This window comes from Rhizobium sp. AAP43 (assembly GCF_001296045.1).
Classification (GTDB): domain Bacteria; phylum Pseudomonadota; class Alphaproteobacteria; order Rhizobiales; family Rhizobiaceae; genus Allorhizobium.
Genome location: NZ_LJHS01000061.1, coordinates 16,749 through 34,525, shown reverse-complemented (window position 1 = coordinate 34,525; position 17,777 = coordinate 16,749). Strand labels below are relative to the sequence as shown.

17 protein-coding genes and 1 riboswitch are annotated in these 17,777 nt (G+C 59.8%); of the genes, 13 read left to right on the top strand and 4 right to left on the bottom strand.

Annotated elements, in window-relative coordinates; translation table 11 throughout:
* Positions 1-53: 53 nt before the first annotated feature.
* The gene (locus IP76_RS21800; RefSeq protein WP_054160348.1) at positions 54-995 is read right to left on the bottom strand and encodes a D-ribose ABC transporter substrate-binding protein; all 942 of its coding nucleotides are present in this window, start codon (positions 993-995) and stop codon (positions 54-56) included.
* 349 nt (positions 996-1,344) lie between these two features.
* Between IP76_RS21800 and IP76_RS21795 the strand changes: the two genes are divergently transcribed.
* Genes IP76_RS21795 through IP76_RS21780 form a run of 4 tightly spaced genes read left to right on the top strand, consistent with a single transcriptional unit; the run spans position 1,345 to position 5,623 of the window.
* Positions 1,345-2,325 (top strand): sugar phosphate isomerase/epimerase, encoded by a 981-nt coding sequence (locus IP76_RS21795; protein WP_054160347.1) that lies wholly within the window; start codon positions 1,345-1,347, stop codon positions 2,323-2,325.
* A gap of 45 nt (positions 2,326-2,370) precedes the next feature.
* Positions 2,371-3,192: a transketolase gene (locus IP76_RS21790; protein WP_054160346.1), complete on the top strand. Its 822-nt coding sequence runs from the start codon at positions 2,371-2,373 to the stop codon at positions 3,190-3,192.
* Positions 3,192-4,154: a transketolase family protein gene (locus IP76_RS21785; RefSeq protein ID WP_054160345.1), complete on the top strand. Its 963-nt coding sequence runs from the start codon at positions 3,192-3,194 to the stop codon at positions 4,152-4,154. The genes IP76_RS21790 and IP76_RS21785 overlap by 1 nt, the downstream gene beginning before the upstream one ends.
* Complete coding sequence (locus tag IP76_RS21780) at positions 4,151-5,623, top strand: FGGY family carbohydrate kinase (protein WP_054160344.1); 1,473 nt, start codon at positions 4,151-4,153, stop codon at positions 5,621-5,623. The genes IP76_RS21785 and IP76_RS21780 overlap by 4 nt, the downstream gene beginning before the upstream one ends.
* Before the next feature lie 64 nt (positions 5,624-5,687).
* On the opposite strand, the gene ribB is transcribed toward IP76_RS21780, so the two are convergent.
* The 3 genes from ribB to IP76_RS21765 all read right to left on the bottom strand — a co-directional run bounded on the left by ribB (position 5,688) and on the right by IP76_RS21765 (position 9,047).
* Entirely contained in the window at positions 5,688-6,320 is a 633-nt protein-coding gene (gene ribB, locus IP76_RS21775) for a 3,4-dihydroxy-2-butanone-4-phosphate synthase (RefSeq protein WP_054160343.1), read from the bottom strand.
* A 113-nt stretch (positions 6,321-6,433) separates the two neighbouring features.
* Positions 6,434-6,578: riboswitch (FMN riboswitch) on the bottom strand.
* 102 nt (positions 6,579-6,680) lie between these two features.
* Positions 6,681-7,682 carry a GlxA family transcriptional regulator gene (locus IP76_RS21770; protein WP_054160342.1) on the bottom strand — a complete coding sequence of 334 codons (1,002 nt, stop codon included), beginning with the start codon at positions 7,680-7,682 and terminating at the stop codon, positions 6,681-6,683.
* A gap of 336 nt (positions 7,683-8,018) precedes the next feature.
* Positions 8,019-9,047: a LacI family DNA-binding transcriptional regulator gene (locus IP76_RS21765; RefSeq protein ID WP_054160385.1), complete on the bottom strand. Its 1,029-nt coding sequence runs from the start codon at positions 9,045-9,047 to the stop codon at positions 8,019-8,021.
* A 304-nt stretch (positions 9,048-9,351) separates the two neighbouring features.
* On the opposite strand from IP76_RS21765, the gene IP76_RS21760 reads away from it, so the two are divergent.
* From IP76_RS21760 to IP76_RS21720, 9 genes are all read left to right on the top strand, one after another.
* Positions 9,352-10,371, top strand: coding sequence for a sterol desaturase family protein (locus tag IP76_RS21760; RefSeq protein WP_054160341.1), 1,020 nt, complete (start codon positions 9,352-9,354; stop codon positions 10,369-10,371).
* A gap of 117 nt (positions 10,372-10,488) precedes the next feature.
* Complete coding sequence (locus tag IP76_RS21755) at positions 10,489-11,463, top strand: substrate-binding domain-containing protein (RefSeq protein ID WP_054160340.1); 975 nt, start codon at positions 10,489-10,491, stop codon at positions 11,461-11,463.
* 103 nt (positions 11,464-11,566) lie between these two features.
* Positions 11,567-12,562 carry an ABC transporter permease gene (locus IP76_RS21750; RefSeq protein WP_054160339.1) on the top strand — a complete coding sequence of 332 codons (996 nt, stop codon included), beginning with the start codon at positions 11,567-11,569 and terminating at the stop codon, positions 12,560-12,562.
* Positions 12,563-12,573: 11 nt separating this feature from the next.
* Positions 12,574-13,392 carry an ATP-binding cassette domain-containing protein gene (locus IP76_RS21745; protein WP_054160338.1) on the top strand — a complete coding sequence of 273 codons (819 nt, stop codon included), beginning with the start codon at positions 12,574-12,576 and terminating at the stop codon, positions 13,390-13,392.
* 98 nt (positions 13,393-13,490) lie between these two features.
* Complete coding sequence (locus tag IP76_RS21740; RefSeq protein ID WP_054160337.1) at positions 13,491-13,802, top strand: MocE family 2Fe-2S type ferredoxin; 312 nt, start codon at positions 13,491-13,493, stop codon at positions 13,800-13,802.
* A gap of 3 nt (positions 13,803-13,805) precedes the next feature.
* Entirely contained in the window at positions 13,806-14,585 is a 780-nt protein-coding gene (locus tag IP76_RS21735) for a TIM barrel protein (RefSeq protein WP_054160336.1), read from the top strand.
* 21 nt (positions 14,586-14,606) lie between these two features.
* Entirely contained in the window at positions 14,607-15,431 is an 825-nt protein-coding gene (locus IP76_RS21730; RefSeq protein WP_054160335.1) for a 3-methyl-2-oxobutanoate hydroxymethyltransferase, read from the top strand.
* Between the two features lie 25 nt (positions 15,432-15,456).
* Entirely contained in the window at positions 15,457-16,458 is a 1,002-nt protein-coding gene (iolG, locus tag IP76_RS21725; protein WP_054160334.1) for an inositol 2-dehydrogenase, read from the top strand.
* Positions 16,459-16,512: 54 nt separating this feature from the next.
* Positions 16,513-17,706, top strand: a complete 1,194-nt coding sequence (locus tag IP76_RS21720; RefSeq protein WP_054160384.1) for an NAD(P)/FAD-dependent oxidoreductase — start codon at positions 16,513-16,515, stop codon at positions 17,704-17,706.
* Positions 17,707-17,777: the final 71 nt, after the last annotated feature.

Here is a 17,777-nt window from a genome sequence, read left to right as displayed (position 1 = left end):
GCACAGAACGGACCACCCGGAACACGAGGTTTCCGGGTGGCGATCTCACGTTCTCAGGGCTTCAGCGCGAATGTCTCGAGCTTCGAGCTGTTCTCGGCATTGATCAGGATGCAATCCATCAGCTGCTTTTCATCGACGCCGGTGGACCCGGTCTTGATGAACTTGTCGGCCTGCTCGACCGCCAGCTGTGCCTGCTGGTAGGCCGGCTGGAGGACGGTAGCCTTGATCCCACCCTTGAGGATGGAATCACGCACATCGTTGGAGCCGTCGAAGCCGACGACGATAACGTCTTTTCGACCAGCAGCTTCGAGGGCCGCATAGGCGCCCATGGCCATTGTGTCGTTGCCGGAGATCACGCCCTTGATATCGGGATGCGCCTGCAGCATGGATTCCATGACGGTATAGGCTTCAGTCTGGGACCAGTTGGCCGTCTGACGGGCGACCATCTTCATGTTCGAATACTGGTCGATCACATCGTGATAGCCCTGCGAACGAATGCCGGCATTGGTGTCGGATTCCTTGCCGACCAACTCGGCATAGTTACCGCCCTCCGCCATCAGCTTGACGAATTCCTCGGCACCGAGCTGTGCGCCCTGGTAGTTGTTCGAAACGATCTGCGACACGGCAACGCCGGTAGCCGTGATTTCGCGGTCGATCAGGAAGGACGGAATGCCCTTGTCCTTGGCCTTCTGTACAGCGGCGACGGAAGCATCCGCACCGGCGTTGTCGAGGATGATCGCCTTGACGCCCGCAGCGATGGCGCTGTCGAACAGCTCGTTCTGCTTGTTGGCATCGTCATCATGCACGAGGATCATCGTCTCGTAGCCGAGCTCCTTGGCTTTGGCCGCGGCACCGTCCGCCTCCGCCTTGAAGAACGGATTGTCGTGGCTCGGCGTGATGATGGCGATCGTATCCGCAGCCATAGCGAAGCCAGGCACAAAGCCGGACAGGCTTAGGGCGCAAACGGATACCAGCAAACGTCTTGAAATTTTCATGAGAACCTCCCTTTCTCGCAAGCCACAAGTCGTGACCTGTCCAATTCCTATCGAATGATTTCGAATTCTGTCAATCTGTTTTTGTTTTATGACGCAAACTGTCGATTTCTTTCGCCACATGCTGCAAACGCGCGCAAAATCAGATGATTCATATCGCAATGCAGCAATTCAGCCCGCAAAATTGAAAAAACCCTTGCCGAGATTTACGAGATATGGAAGATATCGAAATCAAACAACAGCATTCGAAAGACAACTATTGCGGCCCAGGGCAAAAAGCCGCCATTTGCGGCCGAAGCCCTCTGATGGGGGTTCGCGTGGTCTTTTGCAGTCGACAACGGAGGAGTGATCTATGACGACACAGCGTTTTGGCGCCGGCATCTGGCATTTTGCAACCTATGTGGATCGGTATGCGACCGACGGCTATGGCGCACCGCGCAGCGTCATCGACGCGATCGATCTTGCCGGACAGGTCAAGGACCTCTCCGTCGTCGACATCAACTACCCCTTCTTCGGCGGCGACTTCTCCAATGCCCAGATCAAGGAAGCGCTCGACCGTAACAAGCTCGGCGTCATCGGCATCACGCCGGAAATCTATACCCGCGAATTCTCGAAGGGCTCCTTCACCAACCCCGACGCGGGCGTTCGCCGCCGCACCCATGAACTGGTGACGGAAGCCTGCGACCAGGTCCGCTATTTCGGCGCCGACTACGTCAAGCTCTGGCCCGGCCAGGACGGTTGGGACTACCCCTTCCAGGTTGACCACGGCACCCTGTGGAAGCATTCACTCGACGGCGTGGGACAGCTTGCAGCCGAAAACCCGGACCTCAAATTCGTCATCGAATACAAGCCGCGCGAACCGCGCGTGCGCATGAGCTTCGGCTCTGTGGCCCGCACGCTGCTCGGCATAGAAAAGATCGGCCTGCCCAATATCGGCATCCTTCTCGATTTCGGCCATGCGATCATGGGTGGCGAATCCGCCGCCGACAGCGCGCAGCTCGCCATCGACTACGGTCGTCTCTTCGGCATGGACGTGAACGACAACTACCGCAGCTGGGACGACGATCTGGTTGCCGGCAGCCTGCATCCGATCGAGATCTTCGAATTCTTCTATGTGCTGCGCAAGAATGGCTGGGATGGCGTCTGGCAGCTCGACCAGTTCCCGTTCCGCGAGGACAGCATCGCAACGGCGAACCACGCAATCGACTTCCTCAAGGCCGCATCGAAGGGGCTGGATGCGCTCGATATCGATGCGCTCAAGGAGGCCCAGAGCCGGCATGATGCCATCGCCGCATTGCGGATTGCTCAGAAGGCACTGTTCGGCGCCATGTGAGCGCCGGTTGCGGAAGGGTTCGGCCCTGACTGAAAGGCTTATTGAATGCTGAAGAACGATACGGTTCAAACCATACGGGACAAGGCGCTGTGGATGCGCCGACGGGCCTTCAGGATGGTCCATGAGGCCCAGCTCGGGCATCCGGGCGGCGATTTCTCCGCCATCGACATCATCGCGACCCTCTATTTCGGCGTGATGCGTTTCGATCCGGCAAAGCCCGACCTCGAAGGGCGGGACCGGTTCATCATGTCGAAGGGGCATGCAACGGGAGCGCTTTATACGGCGCTCTGTGCCGCAGGCTACTATCCCGAGGATTGGCTTTCGACCTACATGCAGCCGAACTCGAAGCTGAACGGCCATCCGAACCGCAACTATCTTCCGGGTGTCGAGACGAATACCGGACCGCTCGGGCACGGCATGCCGGTCGCGCTGGGGATCGCCATCGCCGGCCAGATTTCCGGCAGCGATCACCGCACCTTCGTTCTGACCGGCGACGGCGAGTTGCAGGAAGGATCGAACTGGGAAGCTGCGATGACGGCCGGGCATCGCAAGCTCGAAAACCTGACGCTGATCGTTGACCGCAACCGCTTGCAGCAGGGCATGGGAACCGAAGAGACCAACGGTCTCGATCCGCTGGACGACAAGTTCCGCGCCTTCGGCTGGGAAGCCGTTATGGTCGACGGCCATGATCTCGGCGGGCTGCTCGATATATTGTCGGAACCGCGCACGGGCAAGTCGAAGCCGCTTTGCGTCATCGCCAACACGGTCAAGGGCAAGGGTGTGTCCTTCATGGAAAACAAGGCATCCTGGCACCATGGCGTGCCGAATGCCGAACAGTTTGCAATTGCTATGGAGGAACTGGTCTGATGGCTGCTCCCGCCGCAAAACAAGATGGCTTCCATGATTGCCGCGACGCGTGGGCGCGCACGCTGGAAGAGCTTGCCGCCGACAATCCTGATATCGTGGCCGTGGTCAACGATTCCATCGGCTCCTCGAAACTCGGTGGTTTCCAGAAGAAGTTCCCCGACCGGCTGGTCAATGTCGGTATTGCCGAACAGACTATGGTCGGCGTCGGTGCCGGCCTTGCCAATGGCGGCAAGATCCCCTTCGTTTCGGCAGCGTCCTGTTTCCTCACCGGCCGCGCGCTGGAACAGATCAAGGCCGACATTGCCTATGCTCGCTTCAACGTAAAGCTCGTCGGCCAGTCCTCGGGCGTCGCCTATGGCGAACTTGGTCCGACGCATCACTCGATCGAGGACTTTGCCTGGCTGCGTCCGCTCGACGCGATCACCGTCGTCACGCCTGCCGATGCCTGGGAGACAGCCGAGGCCGTCAAATGGGCCGCTGCCCATGACGGTCCGGTCTATCTCCGCCTGAGCCGCATGCCGGTTCCCGATCTGGACATCGCGAACCGCGTCTTCCGGCCGGGCAAGGCGGAAGTCGTGCGCGAGGGCCAGGACGTGACCCTGATCGCCAGCGGCACCACCGTGCATCTGGCCGCCCGTGCCGCCAATGCCCTGCAAGCCGAAGGTGTCTCCGCTCGCGTCCTCAACATGGCGACGCTCAACCCGCTGGACGAGGCGGCGCTGTCCGCCGCAGCAAGCGAGACGGGCGCCATCGTGACGGTCGAGGAAGCCAATATTCGTGGCGGCCTTGGCGGTGCTGTCGCCGAATTCACCGCGGGTCACCTGCCCGTTCCGGTCGAGCGGGTCGGTTTCCCGGGCTTCGTTGTGACCGGCTCGGTTGACTGGCTGTTCGAACACTACGGCATTAGCGAAACCGGCATCGCGTCCGCTGCGCGCCGCGCCATTGCACGCAAAAGACCATGAAGCAGCCGCTCGTCATCGCCATTGACCAGGGCACGACCAATACCAAGGCCGTGCTTGTTGACGGGCAGGGCCACGTCGTTGCCAAGGCCTCGATACCGCTCCGGTCGACCTATCCGAAACCAGGCTGGGCCGAGCAGGCGGCAGACGATATCTGGACCAGCGTCCAGGCTGTCATCGCGGATGTCGCAGCTCAGAGCCCGGTCGAGATTTCCGGCATCGCCATCAGCAACCAGCGCGAAACACTGGTTGTCTGGGATGCCCAAACTGGCAAGGCCATAACACCCGCCATTCTGTGGCAATGCCGCCGCACGGCATCCGCCTGCCAGGCACTGATCGAAGCTGGACAAAACGCGCGCGTGGAGAGCACGACCGGTCTTTCGATCAACGCCCTCTTTCCAGCCTCCAAGCTGGGATGGGTGATGGAAAATGTCGAAGCGGCAGGCGAGCTTGCGGAACAGGGGCGCTTGCGGGCAGGCACCGTCGACAGTTGGCTCCTGTTCAGGCTGACCGGCGGCGCGGTCTTTGCGACGGATCACTCCAACGCGTCGCGCACGCAATTGTTCGACACGGCCAAGCTGGCTTGGAGCGAGGATGTTTGCCGGCTGTTCGGGGTCCCGGTCGCAGCACTTCCGCAACCCCTGCCCTCGAACAGTGTTTTCGGTCAGACGCAGGAAGGCACAACCGCCCTTCCCGGCGGCGTTCCGATCCTGGCAATGATGGGTGACAGCCATGCTGCGCTGTACGGGCACGGCGTCCGCGCCCCTGGCCTGGTCAAGGCGACCTATGGCACGGGATCGTCGCTGATGACGCTCACCGGTGAGCGCGTCCTGTCCGGCCACGGGCTTTCCAGCACGATTGCATGGTCGGACGATAGCGGCACTGCCTATGCCCTGGAGGGCAATATCACGGTATCGGCCCAGGCCATCGCCTTTGCCGCGACCATGCTCGGACTATCAGGGCCGCAAGCCTTGTCCGATCTTGCCGAGACCGTTCCGGACAGCGGCAATGTCACCTTCGTTCCCGCTCTGGCAGGCCTCGGCGCACCGCACTGGAACGACGAGGCGACGGGTACGATTGCCGGCATGACGCTGGCCTCGACGCCGGCGCATGTGGCCCGCGCCACGATGGAAGCGGTCGTGCTGCAGATTGCCGATGTTTTCCGGGCAATGGAGCAGGATACGGGCCAGCCTCTGGCCGGTCTTCTGGCTGACGGCGGCGCCTCGATGAATGATTTCCTGATGCAGCTTCAGGCCGATATCCTCGATCGACCCGTCATGCGTGGCGATCAGGCGGAAGTGGGTGCCCTCGGTGCCGCCTCCATGGCGCTTCGCACCCTCGGCGTGATGCTTGACGAAACCAGCCATGCGCTGAACTTTGCGCCGGGCTCGGTGGAAGATCAGAAGCGCCGGGATGTGCTTCGCCGGTGGCAGAAGGCCATCGCACGAGTGAAAGCCTCAATCGCAGATTAGTAGCATATGATGGATATAGGGGGAGATGCGGTCAGCAACCGGCATCTCCCCGTAGCCTTCGAAATCAGGCGGCAGCCGCCTTCTCTTCCCGTTTCGCTTGAATATAGAGCGTCAGATCCGCGATCGTGATCAGCGGCAGCTTGTGCTTTTCACAAAAGACCTCCAGTTGCGGCAGACGGGCCATGGTGCCGTCGTCATTGGCCACTTCGCAGATGACACCCGATGCCTTCAGACCCGCAAGCCGCGCGAGATCGACGGCAGCTTCGGTATGGCCCGAACGGCCAAGGACACCCTCCGGATGGGCGCGCAGAGGAAAGATATGGCCAGGCCGGGCAAAATCCTCTCCGACCGTCTTTTCATCCAGCAGCGCACGCACGGTCGCGGCCCTGTCTGCAGCAGATATTCCAGTCGTCGTGCCATGGATATAGTCGACTGAGACGGTAAACGCGGTCTTCAGAAATTCGGTGTTGCGCGGCACCATCAATGGGATATCGAGCGCATCCAGCCGATCTCCCTCCATAGCAACGCAGATCAGTCCGCGTGCATGGTTCATCATGAAAGCAACGGCCTCGGGTGTGATTGCTTCGGAGGCGACGATCACATCACCTTCGTTTTCCCGGTCCTCGTCGTCCACCACAACGATCATGCCGCCGCGCGCAAGCGCGGAAATCGCCTCTTGAATTTTCGATACAGTCATTCCTATGCCTTTCAAGGGTGCTCCGCTTTCGCGGCAAACCACGACCCTGCGGTCGCCATTCATCCCTTGGGCGAACAAAGCCCACGCCATCTCCTTGCGGAGGGCGTCGCAGACTATGTCCTCTTCCATCCGGACTTTAACCGTCGGCTCCGGCATCGCACCGGATCTGCTGCCTTTCACCGAAATGAAAGCGCTCGCGGGCTCCCGGCAAAGCCGGATACCGCCGGTGGGGAATTACACCCCGCCCTGAGAACATGAGAATGATACTATCTGTTTTGGTGGAGATGCAAGCCGGATAGCGACTTGCGCAGGATGAACAGCCGACCGATCCAAACAGCCCGAGGCGATCCAAGGCCAGCGTCAAGCCGCCGCGCTGTTGCCAATGGAACTTCTCCATTCTGCCGCCGACTGCCCATAGGCACTGCGGAAGACGCGGGAGAAGTGCGACGCGTTCACGAAACCCACGGCAACGGCGATCTCGATCAGTGGCGCCTTGGTGCGCGCGAGCAGATGGCGCGCCCGCTCAAGGCGGATCCGTCGATAAACGGCCGATGGCGTGCTCTTGGCCTTCTCGACGAACAACCGCTCCAGTTGCCGCCGCGACAGACCAACGGCGGACGCCATCTTCGAGATCGACAGCATCTCTTCGATATTCTGCTCCATCAACAGGATCACAGCGCGCAAGCGCGTATCGTCATAATCGGTCGAAAGAGGCCGGCGCGGCTGGATGTCCAGATGCGTTCGTGCCTTGTCGATCTGCAGGACTTCAAGCGCATTGCGCTCCGCAGACGGGCCGATATGCCGACGGACAATATGCGCCGCCATGTCTGCGGCACTGCTTCCGCCAGCGCAGGAGCCGCGTGACCGGTCAAGCTGGAAGATCCTGTCTGCTCGGACAGCGAGATCAGGAAAGCGTTCGCGAAACGCATCATAATGCAGCCAGCTCACACAGGTCTCGTGCTTAGCCATCAGACCTGCCTCAGCGAGGATGAAAGTGCCCGTACAGACCCCGATCAGCCGAACCTTCTTGGCCGCCGCGCGGCGGAGATAGGCAAGCGTTTCCTCATCAACGGGGTTTTCGCAATTGAGCAGCCCGCCCACGACGACGATGTAGTCAAACTGGGTCGGATCGACGAGGCCCGACGTCGGCGCGACCTGGATACCGCAGCTTGAACCAATGAGATTGCCCTTGCTGCTCAGCACATGCCAATCAGCAAAGCGCCGTCCCGACTTATCCGTGTCATCGCTTGCAAGCCTGAGCGTATCAACGAACAGGGAAAAGGCGGAGAGCGTGAACGACCGGGCAAGCACGAATCCGATGTTCAACCGTCCGCTGACCGTGGCCATCATCGTGGATTTCATGCGTTTATTCCTTCGACCCTTCGCCTGTCGCGAGGCTTTCGATCATAGAACAGCACGGCCATGGTGAGGAAGCCTTCTTCCTTCATTTTATCTGGAAGCCATGGTGCGGCTTCGAGATCTACAGTGCCTCACCCTACCACTCGCTCCTGAAGAGGCCGGCTTGGCGGAATGTCGCAAACAGGCGCCAGCCACACGGCAGTCCCAACAACGGACCTGTGCCGAAGCATTGAACCGTCGAACAGCAAAACCCGGATGCCCATGCAAGGCGCCGGACCCTCAAGATCCAAGGAGTTATGATTGGGTGAAAACGCCTTAGGTCATCCGGGTATATCCAACTCAGATATTTTCCCGCGTATAGATCTCGAAGGGCGTGATCTTCGTCAGGCTACCGACATCCTGAGGGGCCGATGCAGCCTCTATCATCCCACTGATTGCGCAGTCCGCCATCTGACGAAGGGGATGAGCAATCGCGACCGTCATAGTGCCATCCAGCAGGGCTGCGCGCGTGACGTCCATGAGTTCGTAGCCGACAACGACCAGGGTGCCGCTTCTGCCCTGCGCGCGCAGTGCCGATAATGCGCCGCTGATACCGCCGCCCGCGACATAGAGGCCGGCAAGGTCGGAATGCTCGCGCAGCAGCTTTTCCGTCATTTCTTGCGATACGGCGGAGGATTCAAACGTGGACAATGGCTCTAGCAAGGTGAATTCGGTGGCATACTCCCTAAAATAGCTCCGGAATCCGGTTTCGTTCATCTCCTGATTTCGGTAGCGCGGATTTCCGAGCAGAATGCCAATCTTGCCTGGCGCCTTGCAAACATTCGCGATCGCCCAGGCCGCCTGCCTTCCGACTTTCCAGTTGTCGAGGCCGACATAAGGAAATTGACCGGTCGCCGAAAGCTGGGTGATGAAGGCAAAAACGGGCACGCCGTCATCCGTGATCCGATCCAGCGCCTCGGTCACGACCGGATGAACTGCCGCTGTGACGCAAATGGCCTGGCAGTCCCGAGACAATTCCAGGGCACGGCTAGCCGTATTCTGCGGCGAAAGATCCTCCAGAAATTCGATACGGAGTTCGACATCGGCATCGGTCACGGCTCTTGCGGCATCGCGCAGCGCAGCCGCGGTCATCTGGTAAAAGGGACGATGCGGCTGCAGCAGCAGCACGCCGAACCGGTATTTTGGCCTGCTTGCCAGATTGCGATTCTGGATCGCACCCAAGCCGTAAAAGCCGATCTCACCGGCAGCCCGCTCCACCTTCTCGCGCATGGCCGGCCGAACGCCATCCTGCCCGGCAAGTACCCGGTTTACCGTCGCGACGGACACCCCTGCCTTCTCGGCCAGATCGCGGATCGTTGGTCGCATCATCATCGGTCACCTGAGACAAAAAACATCATTAGAGAGTGCTTGCTGATATAAAAGAGACAACATTTGCGGAGCATTGAGTCAAGGCTTGATTTGATGTCGCTCAATTCGGCATGCTCTCTGTCAAGGAAGAGGGACTGCCGCAAAGCCACGGATTGGCTGGCAGTTCGGGAGGATCAGGCGAGCAAAGCGCGGTGCCACGCCAGTTAGGGTGAGGCGTCATCGCGTCTCTATGTGATCCACCCGGTCATCCCTCTCTTCAACGAATGAACGTACGGGACGGCCCTTCCGTCCAAGGAGAGATCAAGTGGACGATCTGCAATACGGCAAACGAAACAAGCGCGGCGACTGGGCGCCAAATGCACCGATCGAGACTGCGCCCTTCTGGGCGTGGCCGCCAAAATTCCTGTCAGTGCTCAAATGGATCCCGGAATACCTGTTTCCGTGGAACGCCTTCCACATGGCAACCACGCTCGCCTATTGGTACCTAGTCATCCCTGACCGCGAGGTCATGGCAACATTGAGCTGGGGATGGGCCTTGTGGCTTTATGCCGTCAATGCATCCGCCATCTTTGTTTTCTACGGTGCGATTGAGCTCATTTACTACGTGAAGCGCAAGCAGGGCACTCGGTTCAAGTACAATGCCAAGTTTCCCAGCGAACAGCCGTCGGATGTCTTCTGGTTCAAGAGCCAGAACATCGATAATTTTCTGAGATCCTTCTTCATATCGATCCCACTCTGGACGGTCGTCGAAGTGCTCTTTCTCTGGGTCTTTGCCAATGGCTGGGTTCCATGGCTGAACTGGGCCGATCATCCCGTCTATCTTTGCGTCCTGGTGCTGCTCTGCCCTGCCATCCATGAGGTCCATTTCTTCTGCATTCACTGGCTGATGCATCAGGAGCCGATCTACAAGTGGGTCCATTCGGTCCATCACAATTCGGTCAACCCGTCTCCGTGGTCCTCTTTGTCGATGCATCCGATCGAAGGATTTCTGTATCACGCCGTCGCGTTCTGGCACCTGGTCATCCCGTCCAACCCGATTGTGGCTCTCTTTCAGCTGCACTCGGCCGGCTTCGGCGCCGTGAACGGACATATCGGTTTCGACAAGCTGGAGATTACCGAGAATACGCCGCTCAATAGTCATGCCTATGCGCACTACCTGCACCATAAGTATTTCGAGGTGAACTATGGCGGAGATGGCCTGATCCCACTCGATAAGCTGTTCGGCACCTGGCACGACGGCACCAGAGAGGGCGATGCCAGGATGGAGGCGCGCTTCGAAAAGAAGAAGGCACGCATGAACGCCAAGAACTCGCAAACAAGCTGACAGACATGTGGTGCGCCTCGTCGAGGAGGACACGGCGCACCAGCCGACCGGCCCGGAGGGCAATCACCAGTCATTTTTAAAGTCCGCCGAGGGGGCGGACAAGGAGGAGGAAACCCAATGACCATTCTGACATGCATCACCAGGCTCGCAACTGCGGCTGCCATTCTCACCATCGGCGTCACGGCGGCTTCCGCCGCCAACATCGCAGTTGTCGGCGGCAAGAACGACGACGCCTTCTGGAACAAGATCAAGAAGGGCGTCGACGATGCCCAGTTGGTGGTAGCGGCCAATGGCGGATCCGTGAACTATCTGCGACTACAGACCTACGACAACTTCGCGCCTGACGTGGTCCAGCTCATCCAGACCGCAATTTCGATGAAGGTCGATGGCCTGGTCATCCCGAACTGGGTTCCAGAATCCGAAGACCCCGTCATCAAGCAGGCCGTTGAAGCCGGCATCAAGGTCATCCTGATGAATGCCGGTAGCGCCGAAAAGGCGAAAGAACTCGGTGCCATCAACTATGTCGGTTCCGACGAATACATTGCCGGCGTTGCCGGCGGCGAATATTTCGGCCAGCACGGTCAGAAGAATGTCGTCTGTGTGAACACCCTGCCGGGAACCGCAAACATCGAGTCCCGCTGCAAGGGCATTGCCGATGGCATCGCAAAGTCGGGCGGCAAATCCACCTCGCTCCCGCTTCCTTCCTCAAGCTTCGGCGATCCGAACGCCGTGGCAGAAGCCATCAAGGCGACGCTGCTTCAAGACCCGACGATCGATGGTCTGGCAACAATCAGTGCCGGTGACGCCGATAGTGCTGCAATCGGCATCCAGCAAGCCGACCGGATTGGCAAGGTTCACCTGGGATCCTTCGATTTCAGCGAATCCACGCTCGCGCGTATTAAAAACAAGGAACAAGCCTTCGCCATCGACCAGCAGCCGTATCTGCAGTCCTTGCTCTCGGTCACCTTGCTCGCGGCCCACATCGATTTCGGCACCGACCTTCCGACCCGCCCGGTCCTGACAGGACCCGGCATCGTCGATGCGTCGAACATCAACGCCACCCTCGCAGGCGTACAGAAGGGCGCTCGTTAATCGAGCCCCGGTGCCAGCCGTTTCGCTTGGAGCGGCTGGCACATTACGCGCATGGCAGAGCCCCTCGGGCTTGCCAAAGCACCTGCCGTTGAAAGGGAAAACCGTGCGACACATTCATTTTTCCGGCCTTTTGCGCCGACCCGAAGCTGGTGCATTTCTAGGCCTCGTCTTCGTTCTCGTCTTCTTCACGATCTTCGGATCGTCCCAATTTCTCGCACCAGCCGGCGCATCAAGCTGGCTGAATGTTGCGGCCAATCTGGGTGTTATTGCCATCCCGATCGGCCTGCTGATGATCGCGGGCGAACTGGACGTGTCCATCGGCTCCATGATCCCGGCAGGCTCGATGACGGTCGCGATCATCTCAGGCCATTTCGACCTGCCGATCTGGGTCGGAATCGGCGGCGCGCTGGGTCTCGGCGTCGTGGTGGGCCTGATCAACGGTCTGCTGGTCGTCAGAACCGCCGTACCTTCGCTGATTGTGACACTGGGTACGCTGTTTGCAGTTGCAGGTCTTACTCTTGGCCTTTCGGTGATGTTCACCGGCTCAACCAGCGTGGCGCTTGCAACTGATGGCGTGGCCAAGCTGATCTTCGGCTCGTTCATCAACAACACGTTCCAGGTGATGATCCTGTGGTGGCTGGCACTGACCGCCGCCTACATCTTTGTCGTCCACTTCTCCCCTTGGGGCAATTGGATCTTCGCGATGGGCGGCGACCGGATCAGCGCCCGCAATGCCGGCATCCCAACTGACAAGCTCACCATTGCGCTTTTCGTCGTCTCATCCGTGAGTGCCGCCTTTGTCGGCATGTGCCAGGCCATGCTGTTCAACTCAGCCCAGGTTTCGGCCGGCAGCGCCTTCATCTTCAACTCGATCATTTCCGTGGTCGTTGGTGGTGTACTCCTGACAGGTGGCTTTGGCTCGATCATCGGCATTTTCCTCGGCACGATCACCTTCGCCGTCGTCAACCAGGGCATCTACTTCACAACCTTCGACCGGAACCTTTCGAGCCTGATCATCGGCATCATGCTGCTCGCGGCCGTTTTGATGAACAATACCTTCCGCCAGATGGCGCTCTCCTACAGTAGCAAGAAGAAGTGAGGTCCCGTGCCATGACCGCAGCCATCATGAAGCTGACCAACATCTGCAAGTCCTTCGGTCCGATTGACGTGCTCAACGATATCTCGCTGGAAATCCGCGCCGGAGAAGTTCTCTGTCTTCTCGGAGACAATGGCGCCGGAAAGTCGACGCTGATCAAGACCCTATCGGGCGTCTACACGCCGAACTCCGGCACCATGGAAATGGACGGTGTGCCTGTCGCGTTTCGCAATCCGCGTGAAGCCAGCGAGCGTGGGATCGCGACCGTACACCAGTTCGGCGGCACGTTCCCACTGATGTCGATCGGGCGTTCGTTCTTTGTGGGCGTTGAGCCGACCAAGGGATGGGGCCCATTCAAGATCTTCGATCGCAAGAAGGCGAACGAAATCGCCGTAAAGGCGGTCCGCGATTTCGGCATCACGCGGATCGATGACGGAGACCGGCTTGTCGGCGGGCTTTCAGGCGGGGAGCGGCAGTCGCTTGCGATTGCGCGGGCCGTCCACTTCGGCGCCCGCGTGCTGATCCTCGACGAACCGACCGCAGCGCTCGGCGTAAAGCAGGCGACACATGTGCTTCGGATCGTCAACGAGGCCAAACGCCGGGGTCTTGCAGTCGTTTTCATTACCCATCAGGTCACCCATGCCATGGCCGTCGGGGACCATTTTGCGGTGCTCATCCGGGGCGCGATCGCGGCCGATTTCAAACGCGGCGAAAAGACCCGTGAGGAGATCACCGATCTGATGGCCGGGGGAGAAACCATGGCCGATCTGGAAGCGGCCATCGACGGCAGCCGGAATGAAGCCGAGAGCGCGACGCCACAGGCCGCAGCGTAAATCAACCGCATATCGGGTGCCCGACCGTGTGGCGCTGCAACCTCAGCCAAGAACGCCTCAGTCAACCCGACCATACGAACAGAGACAAGGAAACGAAAATGGGGACCTGGACCCGCGTTTGCGCAACAGACGAGATCGAGCAGGAGGATCTGATCCGGTTCGATCATCAAGGACGCACCTTCATTGTCGTCCGCAGCCCGGAGGACGCATTCTACTGCTCCGATGGAATCTGCACGCATGAACACGTGCATCTGGGTGACGGACTGGTCATGGACCACACCGTCGAATGCCCCAAGCACAATGCCACCTTCGACTATCGCACCGGCGAGGCCAAACGTGCGCCTGCCTGCATCAACCTGAAAACCTGGCCGGTGAAGGTTCAGGACAACGACATATTTATCGAGATCTGACCCATGACCCAGTTTTCACTCGCAGCCTGCGCCGAAATGATCTGGCGCGACAGACCCATCGAATGGCGAGCCAGCCGCCTCAAGGAGCAGGGCTTCGGCGTGGGCCTGTGGAACTGGCCGGATCATGATCTTGCAAAGCTCGAAAAGACCGGCGCGACCTTTACCATCATGAATGGCTACCTCACAGGTCGCCTGACGGACGACGAAGGGGCAAACGAACTCCTGCGGACTGCCCGTGAGACGGCGCAAGTCGGCAAGCGGCTCGGCGTACAGCGTCTCAACCTGCATGGCACAGGCCTTGGCGACGGCGGCCTGCCGGTTCAACCCATCGAGGTTGTCACGGGCGCCATGTGGCTTAAGGCACGCGATACGCTACACCGGATCGTGGAGATGGCGGAGGAAGAGGGTGTCGTCTTCACGCTGGAGAACCTCAATCTGCCTGTTGATCATCCGGGCGTGCCCTTTGGTCGGGCCGAAGACACTTTGGCGCTTGTCTCGGGCATCAATCACCCAAGGCTGCGGCTCAACCTCGACCTTTATCACGCACAGATCGGCGAAGGAAATCTGATCGAGCTTTGCCGGAAGTGCCTGCCCTTCATCGGCGAGATCCAGGTTGCAGACGTACCCGGACGCTGTGAGCCCGGCACAGGCGAATTGAACTGGCACGGCATCGCCAAGGCACTGAAAGCGATGGACTATCAAGGGCCGGTTGGCATGGAGGCATTTGCGTCAGGCGATGCGGACGAGGCACTCGAAGCCTTCCGCAACGCCTTCACTTTTTGACCCAGCACTGAGGAGCCGACCATGGTTCACCGGAACGCCCGTCCGACCGTATCCGATATTCGTGGCATGAAGGCGCGTGGCGAAAAGATTTCCATGCTTTACGTCACGACCCTGGAACAGGCGGCAGCGGCCGACGCTGCGGGCATCCACATGCTTTCCATCGAAGGGCGCTTCTTCAGCCCCGAGATGCGCGAGGCCGCTGGCCGATGCTTCGTGCAGGTTGGCCTCCCCTATGGCGGCTGGGGACTTTTCCAGGGGCAGCATCTTGCCACCGCCGAGGACTATTTGCGCGCCGCCTATCACTTTGCCGCCATGGGGGGCGACTGCTTCTATTGTGCTGCATCCTATGACATCCAGAAGGTGCTTTGCGACAACCACGTGCCGATCGTTGCCCATGTCGGTCTCATTCCCTCCTACATCACCTGGACTGGCTTTCGCGCAGTGGGCAAGACGGCAACCGAGGCGCTGAATCTTTGGAAGCATGTGAAGGATCTCGAATCCATCGGTTGTTTCGGTGCGGAACTCGAAGTGGTGCCTGACCGGATCGGCGAACTGATTTCGCAAAACACCTCGATGATCATGCTCGGCATGGGCGCTGGCCCCGGTGCAGACGCGCAATATCTGTTCGCCGAAGATGTGCTCGGCCATACCGATGGTCACAAACCGCGGCATGCGAAGACCTATCGCAATTTCTCGGCAGAGTTCGATCGCCTTCAGCAGGAGCGGATTGCCGCCTTCAAGGAATTTGTGGCCGACGTGAATTCCGGCGCCTATCCGGAAGCACAGCACAACGTCTCCATCGCCGACGCCGAATTCGACGCTTTCAAGGCTGGTTTCAGCCAATAACTCTCAAACAATCAAGGATATCGCCATGTTGAATGTAGGCCTCCTCGGCGCCGGCCGGATTGCCGGCGTCCACGCCACAGCCATCTCCAGCAATCCCGGCAGCCGCCTGGTTGCCATTTCCGATATCAATCAGGCTGCCGCTGAAAAACTCGCTGCGCAATATGGCGCCGAAGCACGCTCCACGGATGCCGTGCTCAGCGATCCCGCCATTGACGCCGTCCTGATCGCCACATCGACCGACACGCATTCGGATCTGATCGAACGGGCAACCGCCGCCGGTAAAGCCGTTCTCTGCGAAAAGCCGGTGGATCTCAGCCTTGCACGGGCTCGCGCCTGTGAGAAGGCGGCGGCCCAGACCGGCCGCCCCGTCATGATCGGCTTCAATCGCCGCTTCGATCCGAATTTCGCTGCCGTAAAGGCTGCAGCGGACAGGGGTGAGATCGGCAAGACCGAACTTCTGTCGATCACGTCCTTCGATCCAGCACCTCCACCGGTTGCCTATATCAAGGTGTCCGGAGGCCTCTTCCGCGACATGATGATCCACGACTTCGACATGGCCAATTTCATCATGGGCGCCACTCCGAGTTCCGTATCGGCCGTCGGCAGTTCGATCGTCGATCCTGAAATCGGTGCAGCGGGCGATGTGGACACGGCAGTGGTCACCCTTTCCTATGCAGACGGTCGGATTGCCGTGATCAAGAACAGCCGGCGTGCCGTCTATGGTTACGACCAGCGGCTTGAACTCCTCGGCTCTGAAGGCTTGCTGCAGGCCCAGAACATGCTTGAGAACACCGTCGTGAAGTCGACGACTTCAGGCGTAACCGGTGCGAAACCGACCTACTTCTTTCTTGAGCGCTACATGCCGGCCTATGCGGCCGAATGGGCGGCCTTCGTTGCCGCCGTCGCCGATGGCGCAGCCTTGCCTGTCACACTCCAGGATGGCGTGGCAGCGCTCGCCATGGCCGAAGCCGCTGCGCAGTCGCTGGCGAATGGCCATCCGGTGACGCTCGCAAGCGTCCTCGCCTGACACAACGCAATGGCGGGCGGCAAACCCGCTCGCCCCTCCTCCGAGGTCACGATCATGAAGCATGTTATCATTGGTGCAGGCGAAGCGGGCCTGCGCGCGGCTATCGCCCTGCGCGGTGCCGGAGAGCAGCACATCATCCTGCTGAACGGAGAAACACTCGCCCCTTACGAGCGACCTGCCCTCTCGAAACCGACTAACGACCACGGATATCATCGACCGATCGACGCCGATGTCTCCGGTATCGATGCGCGGATCGGCACCCTTGCTGTCGACATCAATCCTGTGGCGCGCTCGATCCGATGCGACGACGGGGCCGACATCTTCTATGACAGGCTGCTTCTGGCAACCGGCGCCCGCGCCCGCAAGCTGGCGATGCCGGACATGACACAGGCATTGACGCTCCGCACCGCTTCCGATGCCAAGGCCATCTACGCCAAGGCCGAGCCTGGCGGAAACGCAGTGATCATCGGAGCCGGTCTGATTGGCCTTGAAATGGCCGCCGAACTCAACTCTCGGGGCCTGACAGTTACCGTCGTTGAAGCTGGCCCCCGCGCCTTGGGTCGCGCTGTTCCCGCCCTGCTCGCCGGGATGATCGTCGAACGGCATGGGGAGGCTGGGGTGCGGTTTCTATTCGACCAATCGGTTCAGGCAATCGGACCCAAGACCGTGACGCTCGGCGATGGCACCATCCTGCCGGCCGACCTCACCATCGTGGCAATTGGTGTCGAACCGAATGTCGAACTGGCATCGGGCGCCGGTATTTCCTGCGAGAACGGCATTCTAACCGACCAGCAGCTGAAGACATCGGAGGACGGCATTTATGCCGCCGGCGACTGTGCCGCCATCAACCATCCACGTTATGGCACCATGCGGTTCGAGACGTGGCGCAATGCGGTTGATCAAGGCAGCTTTGCCGCAGCGGCCATGTTGGGAAGCACCGAAGCCTTCACAGCACTGCCCTGGTTCTGGTCCGACCAATATAACCTCGGGCTCCAGGGTGTCGGCCTCCACAAGCCGGAGCGCACAACAATCCGGCGCGACCTTACTGATGGCGGGGTCTTGCTGTTCGAGCTGGATGAAGACGGTATACTTCAGGCAGCGTACGGCCTTGCCAAAGGCAACCTCGTTGCCAAAGACATCCGCCTGGCTGAAAAACTGATCGAGAGAAACGCCGTCATCGCGCCGGAAAATCTCGCAGATCAAGGCTATGCGCTGAAATCCGCACTGAAATCGAGCGCACAGGTATGAGGCAGCACGGATCCACCGCTTAAAGCAAATGAAAGGGTTCGGCCGCAACTATAGCGCCTCCGACAAACCGA

What these genes read in the sequence shown, in the direction of transcription:
- IP76_RS21800 (WP_054160348.1), bottom strand. Translation starts at nt 995, where the DNA reads ATGAAAATTTCAAGACGTTTGCTGGTATCCGTTTGCGCCCTAAGCCTG.
- IP76_RS21795 (WP_054160347.1), top strand. Translation starts at nt 1,345, where the DNA reads ATGACGACACAGCGTTTTGGCGCCGGCATCTGGCATTTTGCAACCTAT.
- IP76_RS21790 (WP_054160346.1), top strand. Translation starts at nt 2,371, where the DNA reads ATGCTGAAGAACGATACGGTTCAAACCATACGGGACAAGGCGCTGTGG.
- IP76_RS21785 (WP_054160345.1), top strand. Translation starts at nt 3,192, where the DNA reads ATGGCTGCTCCCGCCGCAAAACAAGATGGCTTCCATGATTGCCGCGAC.
- IP76_RS21780 (WP_054160344.1), top strand. Translation starts at nt 4,151, where the DNA reads ATGAAGCAGCCGCTCGTCATCGCCATTGACCAGGGCACGACCAATACC.
- ribB (WP_054160343.1), bottom strand. Translation starts at nt 6,320, where the DNA reads ATGACTGTATCGAAAATTCAAGAGGCGATTTCCGCGCTTGCGCGCGGC.
- IP76_RS21770 (WP_054160342.1), bottom strand. Translation starts at nt 7,682, where the DNA reads ATGAAATCCACGATGATGGCCACGGTCAGCGGACGGTTGAACATCGGA.
- IP76_RS21765 (WP_054160385.1), bottom strand. Translation starts at nt 9,047, where the DNA reads ATGATGCGACCAACGATCCGCGATCTGGCCGAGAAGGCAGGGGTGTCC.
- IP76_RS21755 (WP_054160340.1), top strand. Translation starts at nt 10,489, where the DNA reads ATGACCATTCTGACATGCATCACCAGGCTCGCAACTGCGGCTGCCATT.
- IP76_RS21745 (WP_054160338.1), top strand. Translation starts at nt 12,574, where the DNA reads ATGACCGCAGCCATCATGAAGCTGACCAACATCTGCAAGTCCTTCGGT.
- IP76_RS21740 (WP_054160337.1), top strand. Translation starts at nt 13,491, where the DNA reads ATGGGGACCTGGACCCGCGTTTGCGCAACAGACGAGATCGAGCAGGAG.
- IP76_RS21735 (WP_054160336.1), top strand. Translation starts at nt 13,806, where the DNA reads ATGACCCAGTTTTCACTCGCAGCCTGCGCCGAAATGATCTGGCGCGAC.
- IP76_RS21730 (WP_054160335.1), top strand. Translation starts at nt 14,607, where the DNA reads ATGGTTCACCGGAACGCCCGTCCGACCGTATCCGATATTCGTGGCATG.
- iolG (WP_054160334.1), top strand. Translation starts at nt 15,457, where the DNA reads ATGTTGAATGTAGGCCTCCTCGGCGCCGGCCGGATTGCCGGCGTCCAC.
- IP76_RS21720 (WP_054160384.1), top strand. Translation starts at nt 16,513, where the DNA reads ATGAAGCATGTTATCATTGGTGCAGGCGAAGCGGGCCTGCGCGCGGCT.